The organism is Cupriavidus sp. SW-Y-13 (genome assembly GCF_009793345.1).
In the GTDB taxonomy this organism is placed as follows: domain Bacteria; phylum Pseudomonadota; class Gammaproteobacteria; order Burkholderiales; family Burkholderiaceae; genus Cupriavidus.
This window is the reverse complement of the sequence record NZ_WHLX01000001.1, coordinates 3,258,885-3,272,914: the sequence shown is the minus strand read 5'-3', so window position 1 is coordinate 3,272,914 and position 14,030 is coordinate 3,258,885. Positions and strand designations below refer to the sequence as shown.

The window sequence follows — 14,030 nt, the reverse complement described above, 5'->3', positions numbered from 1 at the left end:
GGGTAACCGTGGCTAAATTGGCTCTGATTGAACGTGAGAAGAAGCGCGCAAAGCTCGTGGCGAAGTACGCCGACAAGCGCGCAAACCTCAAGGCCATTATCGACGACCAAGAGAAGTCGGAAGAAGAGCGTTATCTGGCGCGTCTCGAGCTGCAAAAGCTCCCGCGCAACGCTAACCCGACTCGCCAGCGTAACCGCTGCGCGATCACCGGTCGTCCCCGCGGTACCTTCCGCAAGTTTGGCCTGGCGCGTAACAAGATCCGCGAGATCGCCTTCAAGGGCGAAATTCCGGGTCTGACGAAAGCCAGCTGGTAATTACGCACAGGCTACAGGAGAAACAGTATGAGCATGAGCGATCCTATCGCCGATATGCTGACGCGCATCCGCAACGCTCAAGGCGTGCAGAAAGCGTCGGTGGCCATGCCCTCGTCGAAGCTGAAGGTTGCGATCGCCAAGGTCCTCAAGGACGAAGGCTATATCGACGACTACTCGGTGGCGGAAGATGGCGGCAAGGCGCAATTGACCATTGGTCTGAAGTACTACGCCGGTCGTCCGGTTATCGAACGCATTGAACGCGTCTCGAAGCCCGGCCTGCGCGTGTACAAGGGCCGCAGCGACATCCCCCAAGTGATGAACGGCCTGGGTGTGGCGATCATTTCGACCCCGCAGGGTCTGATGACCGACCGCAAGGCACGTGCCACTGGCGTGGGCGGTGAAGTTCTCTGCTACGTCGCGTAAGGAGCAAACATGTCCCGTGTAGGTAAGGCTCCCATCGCGCTGCCGAAAGGCGCTGAAGTGAACGTGGCGGCTGGCGTGCTCTCCGTGAAGGGCCCGCTGGGTACGCTGTCCCAGCCGATTCACAGCCTGGTGAAGGTCAACGTTGCCGAAGGCAACCTGACGTTCGAACCGGCCGACGAATCGCGTGAAGCTAACGCCCTGCAAGGCACCATGCGCGCCCTGGCGGCAAACATGGTCAAGGGTGTGACCACCGGTTTCGAGCGCAAGCTGAACCTGGTTGGCGTGGGTTACCGCGCTCAACTGCAAGGCTCCGCGCTGAAGCTCCAGCTTGGTTTCTCGCACGATGTGATTCACGAAATGCCGGAAGGCGTAAAGGCTGAAACGCCGACGCAGACCGAGATCGTGATCAAGGGTGCTGACAAGCAGAAAGTCGGTCAGGTTGCCGCGGAAGTTCGCGCATACCGTCCGCCTGAGCCCTACAAGGGCAAGGGTGTTCGTTATGCCAACGAGCGCGTCATCCTGAAGGAAACCAAGAAGAAGTAAGGGGTCCAATGATGAACAAGAAAGACGCTCGTTTGCGCCGTGCACGTCAGACCCGCGCCAAGATCGCGGAACTGAAGATCAATCGTCTGACCGTGTTCCGTACGAATTCGCATATTTACGCTCAGGTGTACTCGCCGTGCGGCACGCAAGTGCTGGCTTCGGCTTCGACCGCCGAGGCAGAAGTGCGCAAGGAACTGACTGGCAGCGGTGCTACCGTTGCCGCCGCCACCCTGGTGGGCAAGCGCGTTGCCGAGAAGGCAAAGGCTGCTGGCGTGGAAACCGTTGCGTTCGATCGCGGCGGCTTCCGCTTCCACGGTCGCGTGAAGGCCCTGGCTGATGCCGCGCGTGAAGCCGGCCTCAAGTTCTAAGCGCTCAGAGAGAGATACGTCATGGCAAAGATGCAAGCAAAAGTCCAACAGGACGAACGCGACGACGGCCTCCGCGAGAAGATGATTTCGGTCAACCGTGTCACCAAGGTGGTGAAGGGTGGTCGTATCCTCGGTTTCGCTGCGCTGACCGTGGTTGGTGACGGCGATGGCCGCATCGGCATGGGCAAGGGCAAGGCCAAGGAAGTTCCGGTAGCCGTGCAGAAGGCAATGGACGAAGCCCGTCGCAAGATGGTCAAGGTCTCGCTGAAGAACGGCACGCTGCAGCACGAAGTCGTTGGCAAGCACGGCGCCGCAAAGGTGCTGATGATGCCCGCCAAGGAAGGTACCGGTGTTATCGCTGGTGGTCCGATGCGCGCGATCTTCGAAGTAATGGGTGTGACGAACGTTGTGACCAAGTCGCACGGTTCGACGAACCCTTACAACATGGTTCGCGCCACCCTCGATGGTCTGCAAAAGATGAGCACGCCGGGCGAAATCGCCGCCAAGCGTGGCAAGTCGGTTGAAGACATCCTCGGCTAAGGTGAACGAAATGTCGCAGAAAACCGTAAAAGTGCAACTCGTGCGCAGCCTCATCGGCACGCGCGAGGATCATCGCGCCACCGTACGTGGCCTGGGCCTGCGTCGCCTGAACTCCGTTTCGGAGCTGCAGGACACGCCCGCCGTGCGCGGCATGATCAACAAGGTCTCGTACCTGGTGAAGGTTCTGGCCTGATCAGGACTCGGAGAGCAACATGCAACTTAACAACCTGAAACCGGCTGACGGTTCGAAGCACGCCAAGCGTCGCGTCGGCCGCGGTATCGGCTCCGGCCTGGGCAAGACGGCTGGTCGCGGTCACAAAGGTCAGAAGTCGCGTTCGGGCGGCTTCCATAAGGTTGGCTTCGAAGGCGGTCAAATGCCGCTGTATCGTCGTCTGCCGAAGCGTGGTTTTACCTCGCTGACCAAGGCCTTCAACGCCGAAGTGACCCTGCGTGACATCGAACGCCTGGAAGCTGCTGAAGTGGACCTGCTGGTCCTGAAGCAAGCTGGCCTGGTGGGCGAACTGGTCAAGAACGCAAAGGTCATCAAGGCCGGCGAGCTGACGCGCAAGGTAACGATCAAGGGTCTGGGTGCCACCGCTGGTGCCAAGGCTGCGATCGAAGCCGCGGGCGGCCAAGTCGAAGCGTAATTTACGCATAGCATTCGCAGCATAGGCGAAGTCACAGTCGGAGCATCGTTTGGCCACGGCGAAACCCAATGCAAGCTCGCAGGCCAGGAACACAGCTAAGTACGGCGATCTCAAGCGTCGGCTGATGTTCCTGGTGCTGGCTCTGATCGTCTACCGCATCGGTGCACATATTCCGGTGCCGGGGATTGATCCGGACCAGCTTGCGAAGCTTTTCCAGAGTCAGTCGGGTGGCATCCTCGGGATGTTCAACCTGTTTTCGGGCGGTGCGCTGTCGCGCTTTACCGTCTTCGCGCTCGGCATCATGCCGTACATCTCGGCGTCGATCATCATGCAATTGCTGACGATCGTGTTGCCGCAGCTGGAAGCGCTGAAGAAGGAAGGGCAGGCGGGGCAACGCAAGATCACGCAGTACACGCGTTACGGTACGGTGATCCTCGCTACGTTCCAGGCGCTGTCCATCGCGGTAGCGCTGGAGTCTCAGCCGGGTCTGGTCATCGATTCGGGGCTGATGTTCCGGGCGACGGCCGTGATCACGTTGGTGACCGGTACGATGTTCCTGATGTGGCTGGGTGAGCAGATCACCGAGCGAGGTCTGGGCAACGGTATCTCGATCATCATCTTCGGCGGTATCGCGGCGGGGCTTCCCAATGCGATCGGCGGGCTGTTCGAACTGGTTCGTACGGGGTCGATGAGCATCATCGCGGCAATCTTCATCGTCGCGATCGTGATCGGTGTGACGTTCGCTGTGGTCTTCGTGGAGCGCGGCCAGCGAAAGATTCTGGTGAACTATGCCAAGCGTCAGGTCGGCAACAAGGTGTACGGCGGTCAGTCGTCGCACCTGCCGCTGAAGCTGAACATGGCAGGGGTGATTCCGCCGATCTTTGCATCGTCGATCATTCTGTTCCCGGCGACGATTGCAGGCTGGTTCACGTCGGACTCGACGGGGTCGGTGGGGCGGGTCATCAAAGACCTCGCCGCAACGCTGTCTCCCGGCCAGCCGGTGTATATCCTGCTGTATGCGACTGCGATTGTTTTCTTCTGCTTCTTCTACACGGCTCTTGTGTACAACAGCCGGGAAGTGGCAGATAACCTGAAGAAAAGTGGAGCCTTCATTCCGGGCATCCGTCCGGGCGAGCAAACGACGCGCTATATCGACAAGATCTTGGTGCGCCTGACGCTGGCTGGTGCGATTTACATCACACTGGTCTGCCTGTTGCCGGAATTCCTGGTGCTGCGCTGGAACGTTCCGTTCTACTTTGGCGGAACCTCGCTGCTGATCATCGTGGTCGTCACGATGGACTTCATGACGCAGGTGCAGTCCTATGTCATGTCGCAGCAGTACGAGTCGCTGCTGAAGAAGGCGAATTTCAAGGGTAACCTGACCTTGCGCTGACAAAGCCGAGGTTGGTGGATTGCACCAGGTATGGCAAAAGACGACGTCATCCAGATGCAAGGGGAGGTCCTGGAAAATCTCCCCAACGCGACGTTCCGCGTCAAGCTTGAGAATGGCCACGTAGTACTCGGACATATCTCCGGCAAGATGCGAATGAACTACATCCGGATTCTTCCGGGTGACAAGGTGACGGTTGAGCTGACTCCATATGATCTGTCACGCGCACGGATCGTCTTCCGGACGAAGTGAAGCGAACAGGAATTGAAGGAAGAGGAAAATCATGAAAGTGCTGGCTTCTGTGAAGCGCATTTGCCGCAACTGCAAAATCATCAAGCGCAACGGTGTCGTGCGCGTGATCTGCTCGTCGGATCCCCGCCACAAGCAACGCCAAGGCTAATCGGAAAGAGGATTGACGAATGGCACGTATCGCAGGGGTTAACATCCCGAACCACAAGCACACCGAAATCGGTCTGACGGCCATTTATGGTGTCGGCCGCTCGCGCGCCCGCAAGATTTGCGAGGCTACCGGTGTACCGTTTGACAAGAAGGTCAAGGATCTGACCGACGCCGACCTGGAAAAGCTTCGTGACGAAGTGGGCAAGGTCACGGTCGAGGGTGACCTGCGTCGTGAAACCACGATGAACATCAAGCGTCTGATGGACCTTGGTTGCTATCGTGGCATGCGTCACCGCAAGGGTCTGCCGATGCGCGGTCAGCGTACCCGCACCAATGCACGCACTCGCAAGGGTCCGCGCAAGGCCGGCGTGGCACTGAAGAAGTAAAGCCGAAGGCATAGGAAGAATCGAATGGCAAAAGGTCCGAATAACGCCGCTCAGCGCGCGCGTAAGAAGGTCAAGAAGAACGTTGCCGACGGCATCGCACACGTCCACGCTTCGTTCAACAACACCATCATCACGATCACCGATCGCCAGGGTAACGCCCTGTCGTGGGCAACTGCCGGTGGCCAAGGCTTCAAGGGTTCGCGTAAATCGACCCCGTTCGCAGCCCAGGTCGCAGCAGAAAATGCCGGTCGCGTGGCGCAAGACCAGGGTATCAAGAACCTGGAAGTGCGCATCAAGGGCCCGGGTCCGGGTCGCGAATCGGCTGTCCGCGCGCTGAACGCGCTCGGCATCAAGATCGCTATCATCGAAGACGTGACGCCAGTGCCGCACAATGGCTGCCGTCCGCCGAAGCGCCGCCGTATCTAAGCGTCGAGGCTAACCGGAGGTGAGGTTGGGGGCTTTCCCCCAAACTCCGGTACTGTGGTAGTATCCCGCGTTGACCTGCTGCAAGTTCATTGCGGCAGGTTTTCGTTTTGCGCTCGCACACCGAAAGCGTAGCTTTCATGCGGGCGATATTGTCATGCTTTTGCGTTGCCTCCGCTTGCCTTGGTGCTGGCGGATGAAGAACCATAAGCCCACCGTCTGTCACACAGGTGACGGACTCGCGGCGCGTCCTGATGGCGTCGCGATCGATCAAAGGAAGATAAAGTGGCACGTTATACCGGCCCGAAGGCCAAACTTTCCCGCCGCGAAGGCACTGACCTGTTCCTGAAGAGCGCACGCCGCTCGCTGGCTGACAAGTGCAAGCTGGACAGCAAGCCGGGCCAGCATGGCCGCACGTCGGGCGCCCGTACGTCGGACTATGGCAACCAACTGCGCGAAAAGCAGAAGGTCAAGCGCATCTATGGTGTGCTCGAGCGCCAGTTCCGCCGCTACTTTGCCGAAGCGGATCGCCGCAAGGGCAATACGGGTGAGAACCTGCTGCAACTGCTGGAATCGCGTCTGGACAACGTCGTGTATCGCATGGGCTTCGGCTCGACCCGCGCTGAAGCGCGTCAGCTGGTGTCGCACAAGGCGATTCTGGTGAACGGTCAGACCCTGAATGTCCCGTCGGCCCAGATCAAGTCGGGCGATGTCGTGACGATCCGCGAACAATCGAAGAAGCAAGTCCGCATCGCCGAGTCGCTGTCGCTGGCCGAGCAATCGGGCTTCCCGACCTGGGTGAATGTCGATTCGAAGAAGTTCGAAGGCACGTTCAAGCAAGTCCCGGATCGCGCCGATATCTCTGGCGATATCAACGAAAGCCTGATCGTCGAACTGTATTCGCGTTAATCGCGGACCGGTACTCGCACGGTTTAGCGCTTGCCTTTCGTACAAGGCTTCGCTTTCAGCCCGACGCGCTCTGTGGCGCGTCGGGCTTATTGCCCATCATGCGATGGGCTTTTTCAGGTTCCAAACGTCAGCCTTATCGGTGTAACGAGCCGAGGGTATTGAAAAGGACAACCTAATGCAAACAGCACTCCTCAAACCTAAAATCATCGCCGTCGAACCGCTGGGCGACCACCACGCCAAAGTCGTGATGGAGCCGTTTGAGCGCGGTTATGGGCATACGCTTGGTAACGCCCTGCGTCGCGTCCTGCTGTCGTCGATGGTCGGCTATGCCCCGACTGAGGTCACGATCGCTGGGGTGGTCCACGAGTACTCCACTATTGATGGCGTGCAGGAAGACGTTGTCAATCTGCTCCTCAATCTGAAGGGCGTGGTATTCAAGCTCCACAACCGCGACGAAGTCACGGTCTCGCTGCGCAAGGACGGTGAAGGCATTGTTACGGCAGCCGACATCGAGCTGCCGCACGACGTCGAAATCATCAACCCGGGTCATGTCATTGCCCACCTGTCCGCAGGCGGGAAGCTGGACATGCAGATCAAGGTCGAGCAAGGCCGCGGCTATGTGCCGGGCAACGTGCGCAAGTTCGGTGACGAATCCGGCAAGGTTATTGGCCGCATCGTCCTGGACGCATCGTTTTCGCCGGTTCGCCGTGTGTCGTACGCCGTGGAATCGGCGCGTGTGGAACAGCGTACCGACCTGGACAAGCTCGTGATGAACATCGAAACCGACGGCGTCATCTCGCCGGAGGAAGCGATTCGTCAATCGGCACGTATCCTGGTCGACCAACTGTCGGTGTTTGCCGCGCTGGAAGGCACGGAATCGGCTGCCGAGGCTGCTTCGAGCCGCGCACCGCAGATCGATCCGATCCTGCTGCGCCCGGTGGACGATCTCGAGCTGACGGTGCGCTCGGCCAACTGCCTGAAGGCCGAAAACATCTACTACATCGGCGACCTGATCCAACGTACCGAGAACGAACTGCTCAAGACCCCGAACCTGGGTCGCAAGTCGCTCAACGAGATCAAGGAAGTCCTGGCTTCGCGTGGTCTGACGCTCGGCATGAAGCTCGAGAACTGGCCGCCCGCAGGTCTGGAGAAGTAATTGACGGTGCGGAACGGCCGCGAGGCGGTTCCGCATGTCATTCGCGTCCCGTGCAATGTCGTACGGGGCTTGGAAGCACTACCGGCCCGCGCCGTAGCTGCGTTGTGCATGCGGCGGCGATAGAAGAGCTGGTCAAACACTGTAATCGAAAGGAATCATCATGCGTCACCGTCATGGTTTGCGGAAACTGAACCGCACCTCGTCGCACCGTCTCGCGATGCTGCGCAACATGTCCAACTCGCTGTTCCAGCACGAGCTGATCAAGACCACGCTGCCGAAGGCCAAGGAACTGCGCAAGGTTGTCGAGCCGCTCATCACGCTGGCCAAGAAGGATACCGTTGCAAACCGCCGTCTGGCATTTGCCCGTCTGCGCGACCGCGACATGGTCACGAAGCTGTTCAACGAACTGGGCCCGCGTTACAACGCTCGCCCGGGCGGCTACACCCGTATCCTGAAGTTCGGCTTCCGTCAGGGCGACAATGCGCCGATGGCACTGGTCGAGCTGGTGGATCGTCCGGAAATCACGGAAGCTCCGGCTGACGAAGCCGCAGAGTAAGTGAACGCCGCAGCCCGTCGCTGACGGGTTATCGGACACCGCACTACAATCGAGCCAGGCAATTGCCTGGCTCGATTGTTTTGTGCGCACCACACGACCCACTCGTCATGAAAGATTCAGAATCTGCTCATGTTGCATCGGCTGCGGCCCTTTCAGAATCGGTCTGGATGGCGATGACCAACCTGCCCGATGAAGCCTCTGCGGCGCGGGTAGCGCGCGCCGTGCTCGAGGCTCGCGTGGCGGCGTGCGTGAACCGGCTGGCGCCCTGCCAGTCCCAATACTGGTGGCAGGGCAAGCTGGAACAGGCGCAGGAGTATCCGCTGCTGATCAAGACGACGGCAGGCCAATACGAGGCGCTTGAAGCCGTCATCAGCGCCGTGCATCCATACGACGTGCCAGAGGTCGTCGCGTGGCCGCTGGCGGCTGGCTTGCCAGCCTATCTGGGCTGGGTCCGGGGCGAGGCCGCCGGCAATGCGGCAGTGCCTCCTACAAACTGAACGGAATGATTCATGGGAATGTCGGGTAACTGGGTCGATGCAGACATGCCGAAGGCTGCGACGTCATTCTTCGCATGGCGAAGCCTGCGTCATATCGTCGCACCATCGGCTGCGTTGCTGATCGCGATATTGGCGATGCTGGTCTGCCTGTTCGCATGGAGCCCGGCACACGCAGCGAGCGAGGATGATTTCCTGCCACCCGATCAGGCATTCCGTTTTTCAGCGAAGCCGCTCGATACGAATACCGTCGAGATCCGTTTCGACGTCGCCGATGGCTACTACCTGTATCGGGAGCGCTTCGCGTTTGCCGCAAAGCCACAGGATGTCAGGCTCGGCATACCGGAATTGCCGCAGGGAAAGGTCCATTTCGACGAGACGTTCGGCAAGGACATGGAAACCTACCGCGGCACCGTGGTGATCAAGGTGCCTGTGCAGCAGATTCCCGCCGACGGGCAATGGAGCCTGGTCGTGACGTCGCAAGGCTGTGCCGACAAGGGCTTGTGCTATCCGCCGATGGAAAGCGTCTACAAGGTTGGCGGCTCGGTACTTGGCAAGCTGTTTGGTGATCGCAGTGCGGCGCCTCAGTCCAACCCCGGCGAGTCCAGCGCAGACGCCGCAGTTGGCTCTGCCGTCCCGCCGGATGTACCCGGATCAGCGGCGGCACCGGTGAGGCGCAACCTGACGGCTGACGACGGTGACCGTATTGCCGGAGCACTGGCTACACGCAACCTTGCCTTGATCGCCGGCCTGTTCTTCGGCCTTGGCCTATTGCTGACCTTTACGCCCTGTGTGTTGCCGATGGTGCCAATCCTGTCGTCGATCGTCGTCGGGGAACATGTGACGCGTGGCCGGGCCTTCGTCGTTTCGCTGGCGTATGTGCTCGGCATGGCCGTCGTCTATACGGCGGTGGGCGTGGCGGCAGGGCTGGCGGGTGAAGGACTGTCAGCCGCGCTGCAGACACCCTGGATACTGGGCGCATTTGCCTTGCTGATGGTCGCGCTGTCGCTGTCGATGTTTGGCCTCTACGAATTGCAGTTGCCGCAACGCTGGCAGAGTGGGCTTACAGCCAGTTCGAACCGGCGCCAGAGCGGACAGATCGCCGGCGCAGCGGCAATGGGCGCTATCTCCGCGTTGATAGTCGGACCTTGCGTCACCGCGCCGCTGGCCGGTGCGCTGGCCTACATCGCACAAACGGGGGACGCGTTGACTGGCGGTGCCGCACTGCTGGCCATGGCCCTTGGTATGGGTGTGCCGTTGATCCTCGTAGGCGTGGGTGCGGGCAATCTGCTGCCACGCGCAGGGAGGTGGATGGAGGCGACCAAGCGCTTCTTCGGATTCATGCTGCTGGGTCTGGCGATCTGGATGGTGACGCCGGTACTTCCGTCGTGGATCGTAATGCTCGCGTGGGCCGCGTTGTTGATCGTGGCGTCTGTATATCTCGGTGCGTTCGATGCGCTGGCGCCGGACGCGCGCGGCGTACTGCGGCTGGGCAAAGGGCTTGGTCTCGTTGCTGCACTGGCCGGTGCGATCCAGGTTGTGGGTGTAGCGTCAGGTGGGCGCGATCCGCTGCAGCCGCTCTCGCATATCGGCGCAGTGACGGGAGCGGTGGGTAGTCGACCGTCCAAAGATGAAGTGCGCTTCGAGCGCGTGCGTAGCGTAGCGGAGCTCGATGCCCGCGTGGCACAGGCTGCAATTGCGGGTCGACCAGTGTTGCTGGATTTCTATGCGGACTGGTGTGTCAGTTGCAAGGAAATGGAGAAACTGACGTTCCCCGATCCCAAGGTGCGAGCCCGACTGGCGAACGTCGTGTTGTTGCAGGCCGATGTGACTGCAAACAACGCCGATGACAAGGCGCTGCTGAAGCGCTTTGGTCTGTTTGGGCCACCGGGCATCATCCTGTTCGGTGCGGATGGCCGGGAGCGACCCGTTCGGGTGATTGGCTACCAGTCGGCGAATCGCTTCCTCGATAGTCTTGAGCGCGCCCTCGGCAAAGCGCCGCAGACCTGAGCCTGAGCTCGGGCTATCGCTCCAGCCAGCGGTTGAGTGCCCAGATCCCGCCAATTGTGGCAACCACGCCGCCCATCAGTCCGATGGTCCACCAGAAGCCATTGGTTTCCTGCAGCCATGGCATTCGCGCGAAGTTCATTCCGAAAATGCCGGTAATCAGCGTCAGTGGCATGAACAGGGCCGTGATGACGGTGAGTGCGCGCATCGTCCGGTTGGTGCGGTGCGCCACGGCGGAGAAGTGAATCTGCACGGCCGATTCGATGGAGTCTTCAAGCCGACGTGCGTGGGCGAGTACACGCAGAATGTGCTCCATCAGATCGGTCAGACGGACGAGCAGCACTTCATCGCGACTGGCCGTTGTGGCGTTCTCACCATCCTCGGTGCTGTAGCGATTGTCCAGCAGGCTGTCGCGAAACTCCTGTAGCGCATCGCGTTGCTCCTCGCTCAGGTGCTCAAGCCGGCGTAGCTGGATGCGGGCGTCGAGCAACCCTTCCCAACTGGAGAAGCTCCGGCGCGTGCTGAGCAGCGCGCGCTGCCAGCGATCGAGTTGGCGGGTCAGTGGCGCCCGCAGATCCAGGTAACGATCGACCATGGCATTGAGCAGCCGCAGCATCAAGTCTTCAGGCCGCGTAGGCGGGCGCACGCCATGCACCAGCGCACTGATACCGTTGGCACGCGGTGCGGCGATGCGTGGCGCACCGCAGGTATCGAGCAGCCGTTGCCGGACCTGATCGACCGTACGCGACGGCGACGGCCGTACGGTCACCAGCACGGTGTCGAATACGAAGAAAGTGATTGGCTGGGTGTCGATCCTCGCCAGCGCGGGCAGGAAGCCGGGTGCGTACTTGCGAGCTGCCTTCTGAGGCGCCGGCATTGGCGTTACCGGTGTTCCTGACGGCTCGACCGCGGTGGGCGTGGCGCCCGAAGATGCCTGCGCGGCGGCATCGCCTGCATGCTCCGCTTCCTCTTCCGCAAACTGCCGACTGGTTTCAAACGTCAGCTTGCGGAAGATGACCATGTCGTACGCATTGGTCGTATCGAAGAATGACGGATGCGCCGGATTGGTGGCGTCGGAGAGGTGCAGGTCGAGGATCGGTGCACCTGTCAGCGCCACAAGGTTGTCACGCCACGCCGCAGGCGCAGCAGTGACTTCTTCCGTGGCGAAATCCGCCCAGACAAAGCGCGCGGCCGCATTGTCAGCCAGGAAGTCACGCGCCGCGTCCAGCGTGGCCAGCGGATGCACCTGGCTGGCCGAGAACCCAAGTAGTTGCATGCAGGCGATATCGGGGCCGGAGCCTCAGGCCGTCAACAGACGCGCCGCATCGCGGGCGAAATAGGTGAGGATGCCATCGGCACCGGCTCGGCGGAATGCGAGCAGCGACTCCATCATGACCTTGTCGTGATCGAGCCAGCCGTTCTGCGCAGCGGCTTTCAGCATCGCGTATTCGCCGCTGACCTGATAGACATAGGTCGGATAGCTGAACTCGTCCTTCACACGGCGGACGATATCGAGATACGGCATGCCCGGCTTCACCATCACCATGTCCGCACCTTCCATGATGTCCTGGGCCACTTCGCGCAGGGCTTCATCGGTGTTGGCCGGGTCCATCTGGTAAGTCATCTTGTTGCCCTTGCCCAGATTGGCGGCCGAGCCTACCGCATCGCGGAACGGGCCGTAGAACGCGGAGGCATACTTGGCCGAATACGCCATGATGCGCGTATGGATGTGGCCCGCCTCCTCGAGCGCGGTACGGACTGCGCCGATGCGGCCGTCCATCATGTCGGACGGTGCCACGATGTCCACGCCGGCTTCGGCCTGGACCAGTGCCTGTTTCACGAGAAGCTCGACGGTGATGTCGTTGATCACGTAGCCGTTCTCGTCGAGCACGCCGTCCTGGCCGTGGCTCGTGTACGGGTCGAGCGCCACATCGGTCAGCACGCCCAGTTCGGGGAAACGATCCTTTAGCGCGCGCACGGCGCGGGGCACCAGGCCGTCGGCGTTGGTGGCCTCGATGCCGTCCGGCGTCTTCACGGACGGATCGATGACGGGGAACAAGGCGATCACGGGGATGCCGAGCTTGACGCAATCTTCGGCCACGGGCAGCAGCAGGTCCACCGAGACGCGCTCGACACCGGGCATCGACGCCACCGCTTCGCGCTTGTTCTGGCCTTCCAGGATGAACACCGGATAGATCAGATTGTCAGGCGACAGGCGGTTTTCTCGCATCATCCGGCGCGAAAAATCGTCGCGGCGCATGCGGCGCGGGCGGTACTCGGGGAAAGTGGACATGGCTGAATCTAGGGGAGTGAGTCGGGGGACAAATGCGCGACGCAAGTCACCAGAACCTCTCGCGGCCGGTGACCCGGAAACAGCGTCGAAAGAAAAAAGAACTTTTGTGCCTGCCCGCTATCATACTCGCGGACACCTTGTGTTGCTTCGCGCAGCGCGGTGTCCCCCGCTACTCCTCCCTGAGCGGGTACCCGCCCTGAACCGGTGGGAAAGTTTGTCCCCGTTGCTTGCAACGGGGCTTTTTTTTGTCCGGCCAATGCGGGGATGGCTGCGGGAATATGCGCGAGGGAATCAGGGTTGCGGCGTGACCGTGCCCTGCTCGGGCGGCTGGGCTTCCGGTAGCGCCAGCCATCCGGCTACTACGCGCTGGGCTTCCTCGATACCGCGCCTTTTAAGGCTGGAGAACAACTGCGCAGTCAGAGGCGGCGGGTTGTCCATCTGCTGGGAATAGTTCGCCAGGATGCGCCGCGTTTCCCGAAGCGCATTGGTGTTGTCGTTTTGCGTCAACTTGTCGGCCTTGGTCAACAGCACGTGGATCGGCTTGCCCGTGGGCAGGAACCACTCGACCATCTGGCAATCGAGGTCCGTGAAAGGGCGTCGCGCGTCCATCATCAGGATCAGGCCCATCAGTTGCTGTCGCGTCTGGACATAGTCCGACAGCAGTCCCTGCCAGTGGAACTTGGCACTCCCCGACACCTGCGCATAGCCATAGCCGGGCAGGTCCACGAGGAAGGCAAGCGGATCGGTGGCCTTGACCGGTGCCACCGTGAAATAGTTGATGTGCTGTGTGCGGCCAGGCGTGCGCGACGAGAAAGCCAGGCGCTTCTGGTTGCACAGCGTGTTGATGGCCGTCGATTTGCCGGCATTGGAGCGGCCGGCAAACGCCACCTCGGGCACTGCCGTGGCGGGCAGGTCGCGCAGATGGTTGACGGTATCGAAGAAGCGGGCCTGATGAAGAAGGGACATGCGCGAATGCGGTAAGGAGGGCGAAAAGCCGGACTTGGCAAGCTGCCAGTGCAGACGTCGCCACAGAGAATGACCTAAGTCAATCCGGAAAGCGATTTATTGTACAATAACCCGGTTTACGGTCTCCTGAGCAGGTGGCGTGTGGCATTCTTGCCGGATGTCATCGGCAATGCTTTAAATCGATCGCTTGAGCTTGAAGTTGTTCGCGATCAATTC

At 60.7% G+C, this 14,030-nt stretch carries 20 protein-coding genes; 17 read left to right on the top strand and 3 right to left on the bottom strand.

Features of this window, described 5'->3' with window-relative positions:
* Positions 1–8 precede the first annotated feature (8 nt).
* The 17 genes from rpsN to dsbD all read left to right on the top strand — a co-directional run bounded on the left by rpsN (position 9) and on the right by dsbD (position 10,558).
* A complete protein-coding gene (gene rpsN / locus GA566_RS14655; protein WP_008642942.1) occupies positions 9–314 on the top strand; it encodes a 30S ribosomal protein S14 in 306 nt (101 codons plus the stop codon).
* Between the two features lie 27 nt (positions 315–341).
* Positions 342–737: a 30S ribosomal protein S8 gene (rpsH, locus tag GA566_RS14650; RefSeq protein ID WP_130393148.1), complete on the top strand. Its 396-nt coding sequence runs from the start codon at positions 342–344 to the stop codon at positions 735–737.
* Between the two features lie 9 nt (positions 738–746).
* Positions 747–1,280, top strand: coding sequence for a 50S ribosomal protein L6 (gene rplF / locus GA566_RS14645; protein ID WP_137925262.1), 534 nt, complete (start codon positions 747–749; stop codon positions 1,278–1,280).
* Between the two features lie 11 nt (positions 1,281–1,291).
* Positions 1,292–1,648 carry a 50S ribosomal protein L18 gene (gene rplR / locus GA566_RS14640; protein ID WP_061956591.1) on the top strand — a complete coding sequence of 119 codons (357 nt, stop codon included), beginning with the start codon at positions 1,292–1,294 and terminating at the stop codon, positions 1,646–1,648.
* 21 nt (positions 1,649–1,669) lie between these two features.
* A complete protein-coding gene (gene rpsE / locus GA566_RS14635; RefSeq protein ID WP_006160449.1) occupies positions 1,670–2,188 on the top strand; it encodes a 30S ribosomal protein S5 in 519 nt (172 codons plus the stop codon).
* A gap of 10 nt (positions 2,189–2,198) precedes the next feature.
* Complete coding sequence (gene rpmD / locus GA566_RS14630) at positions 2,199–2,381, top strand: 50S ribosomal protein L30 (protein WP_008642953.1); 183 nt, start codon at positions 2,199–2,201, stop codon at positions 2,379–2,381.
* Between the two features lie 19 nt (positions 2,382–2,400).
* Positions 2,401–2,835, top strand: a complete 435-nt coding sequence (rplO, locus tag GA566_RS14625) for a 50S ribosomal protein L15 (RefSeq protein ID WP_137925263.1) — start codon at positions 2,401–2,403, stop codon at positions 2,833–2,835.
* Positions 2,836–2,884: 49 nt separating this feature from the next.
* On the top strand, positions 2,885–4,228 hold the full coding sequence (gene secY, locus GA566_RS14620; RefSeq protein ID WP_137925264.1) for a preprotein translocase subunit SecY: 1,344 nt from the start codon (positions 2,885–2,887) through the stop codon (positions 4,226–4,228).
* Positions 4,229–4,258: 30 nt separating this feature from the next.
* Positions 4,259–4,477, top strand: a complete 219-nt coding sequence (gene infA / locus GA566_RS14615; RefSeq protein ID WP_010812378.1) for a translation initiation factor IF-1 — start codon at positions 4,259–4,261, stop codon at positions 4,475–4,477.
* A gap of 31 nt (positions 4,478–4,508) precedes the next feature.
* Complete coding sequence (gene rpmJ, locus GA566_RS14610; protein ID WP_008642959.1) at positions 4,509–4,625, top strand: 50S ribosomal protein L36; 117 nt, start codon at positions 4,509–4,511, stop codon at positions 4,623–4,625.
* Between the two features lie 19 nt (positions 4,626–4,644).
* On the top strand, positions 4,645–5,010 hold the full coding sequence (rpsM, locus tag GA566_RS14605; RefSeq protein ID WP_010812377.1) for a 30S ribosomal protein S13: 366 nt from the start codon (positions 4,645–4,647) through the stop codon (positions 5,008–5,010).
* Between the two features lie 24 nt (positions 5,011–5,034).
* Positions 5,035–5,436 carry a 30S ribosomal protein S11 gene (gene rpsK, locus GA566_RS14600; protein ID WP_130393144.1) on the top strand — a complete coding sequence of 134 codons (402 nt, stop codon included), beginning with the start codon at positions 5,035–5,037 and terminating at the stop codon, positions 5,434–5,436.
* A 282-nt stretch (positions 5,437–5,718) separates the two neighbouring features.
* A complete protein-coding gene (rpsD, locus tag GA566_RS14595) occupies positions 5,719–6,342 on the top strand; it encodes a 30S ribosomal protein S4 (RefSeq protein WP_137925265.1) in 624 nt (207 codons plus the stop codon).
* Positions 6,343–6,517: 175 nt separating this feature from the next.
* Positions 6,518–7,498 carry a DNA-directed RNA polymerase subunit alpha gene (gene rpoA / locus GA566_RS14590; protein ID WP_019451037.1) on the top strand — a complete coding sequence of 327 codons (981 nt, stop codon included), beginning with the start codon at positions 6,518–6,520 and terminating at the stop codon, positions 7,496–7,498.
* A gap of 160 nt (positions 7,499–7,658) precedes the next feature.
* Positions 7,659–8,054, top strand: coding sequence for a 50S ribosomal protein L17 (gene rplQ, locus GA566_RS14585; RefSeq protein WP_137925266.1), 396 nt, complete (start codon positions 7,659–7,661; stop codon positions 8,052–8,054).
* Positions 8,055–8,161: 107 nt separating this feature from the next.
* Positions 8,162–8,551 carry a divalent-cation tolerance protein CutA gene (cutA, locus tag GA566_RS14580; protein WP_160473073.1) on the top strand — a complete coding sequence of 130 codons (390 nt, stop codon included), beginning with the start codon at positions 8,162–8,164 and terminating at the stop codon, positions 8,549–8,551.
* 45 nt (positions 8,552–8,596) lie between these two features.
* Positions 8,597–10,558: a protein-disulfide reductase DsbD gene (gene dsbD / locus GA566_RS14575; RefSeq protein ID WP_160473316.1), complete on the top strand. Its 1,962-nt coding sequence runs from the start codon at positions 8,597–8,599 to the stop codon at positions 10,556–10,558.
* Positions 10,559–10,571: 13 nt separating this feature from the next.
* Here the strand turns inward: dsbD and GA566_RS14570 are convergent, their stop codons facing one another.
* The 3 genes from GA566_RS14570 to yihA all read right to left on the bottom strand — a co-directional run bounded on the left by GA566_RS14570 (position 10,572) and on the right by yihA (position 13,814).
* Positions 10,572–11,831, bottom strand: a complete 1,260-nt coding sequence (locus GA566_RS14570; protein WP_160473072.1) for a magnesium transporter CorA family protein — start codon at positions 11,829–11,831, stop codon at positions 10,572–10,574.
* Between the two features lie 24 nt (positions 11,832–11,855).
* Positions 11,856–12,848 carry a porphobilinogen synthase gene (gene hemB, locus GA566_RS14565; protein ID WP_137925270.1) on the bottom strand — a complete coding sequence of 331 codons (993 nt, stop codon included), beginning with the start codon at positions 12,846–12,848 and terminating at the stop codon, positions 11,856–11,858.
* Positions 12,849–13,139: 291 nt separating this feature from the next.
* Positions 13,140–13,814 (bottom strand): ribosome biogenesis GTP-binding protein YihA/YsxC, encoded by a 675-nt coding sequence (yihA, locus tag GA566_RS14560; RefSeq protein ID WP_137925271.1) that lies wholly within the window; start codon positions 13,812–13,814, stop codon positions 13,140–13,142.
* Positions 13,815–14,030: the final 216 nt, after the last annotated feature.

Bases quoted from the DNA above. Each gene is read 5' to 3' on its own strand.
- yihA (WP_137925271.1), bottom strand. From the start codon at position 13,814: ATGTCCCTTCTTCATCAGGCCCGCTTCTTCGATACCGTCAACCATCTG.
- GA566_RS14570 (WP_160473072.1), bottom strand. From the start codon at position 11,831: ATGCAACTACTTGGGTTCTCGGCCAGCCAGGTGCATCCGCTGGCCACG.
- rpoA (WP_019451037.1), top strand. From the start codon at position 6,518: ATGCAAACAGCACTCCTCAAACCTAAAATCATCGCCGTCGAACCGCTG.
- rplQ (WP_137925266.1), top strand. From the start codon at position 7,659: ATGCGTCACCGTCATGGTTTGCGGAAACTGAACCGCACCTCGTCGCAC.
- rpsK (WP_130393144.1), top strand. From the start codon at position 5,035: ATGGCAAAAGGTCCGAATAACGCCGCTCAGCGCGCGCGTAAGAAGGTC.
- rpsE (WP_006160449.1), top strand. From the start codon at position 1,670: ATGGCAAAGATGCAAGCAAAAGTCCAACAGGACGAACGCGACGACGGC.
- rplO (WP_137925263.1), top strand. From the start codon at position 2,401: ATGCAACTTAACAACCTGAAACCGGCTGACGGTTCGAAGCACGCCAAG.
- cutA (WP_160473073.1), top strand. From the start codon at position 8,162: ATGAAAGATTCAGAATCTGCTCATGTTGCATCGGCTGCGGCCCTTTCA.
- dsbD (WP_160473316.1), top strand. From the start codon at position 8,597: ATGCCGAAGGCTGCGACGTCATTCTTCGCATGGCGAAGCCTGCGTCAT.
- rpmJ (WP_008642959.1), top strand. From the start codon at position 4,509: ATGAAAGTGCTGGCTTCTGTGAAGCGCATTTGCCGCAACTGCAAAATC.
- rpsH (WP_130393148.1), top strand. From the start codon at position 342: ATGAGCATGAGCGATCCTATCGCCGATATGCTGACGCGCATCCGCAAC.
- rpsM (WP_010812377.1), top strand. From the start codon at position 4,645: ATGGCACGTATCGCAGGGGTTAACATCCCGAACCACAAGCACACCGAA.
- rplF (WP_137925262.1), top strand. From the start codon at position 747: ATGTCCCGTGTAGGTAAGGCTCCCATCGCGCTGCCGAAAGGCGCTGAA.
- hemB (WP_137925270.1), bottom strand. From the start codon at position 12,848: ATGTCCACTTTCCCCGAGTACCGCCCGCGCCGCATGCGCCGCGACGAT.
- rplR (WP_061956591.1), top strand. From the start codon at position 1,292: ATGAACAAGAAAGACGCTCGTTTGCGCCGTGCACGTCAGACCCGCGCC.
- rpmD (WP_008642953.1), top strand. From the start codon at position 2,199: ATGTCGCAGAAAACCGTAAAAGTGCAACTCGTGCGCAGCCTCATCGGC.
- infA (WP_010812378.1), top strand. From the start codon at position 4,259: ATGGCAAAAGACGACGTCATCCAGATGCAAGGGGAGGTCCTGGAAAAT.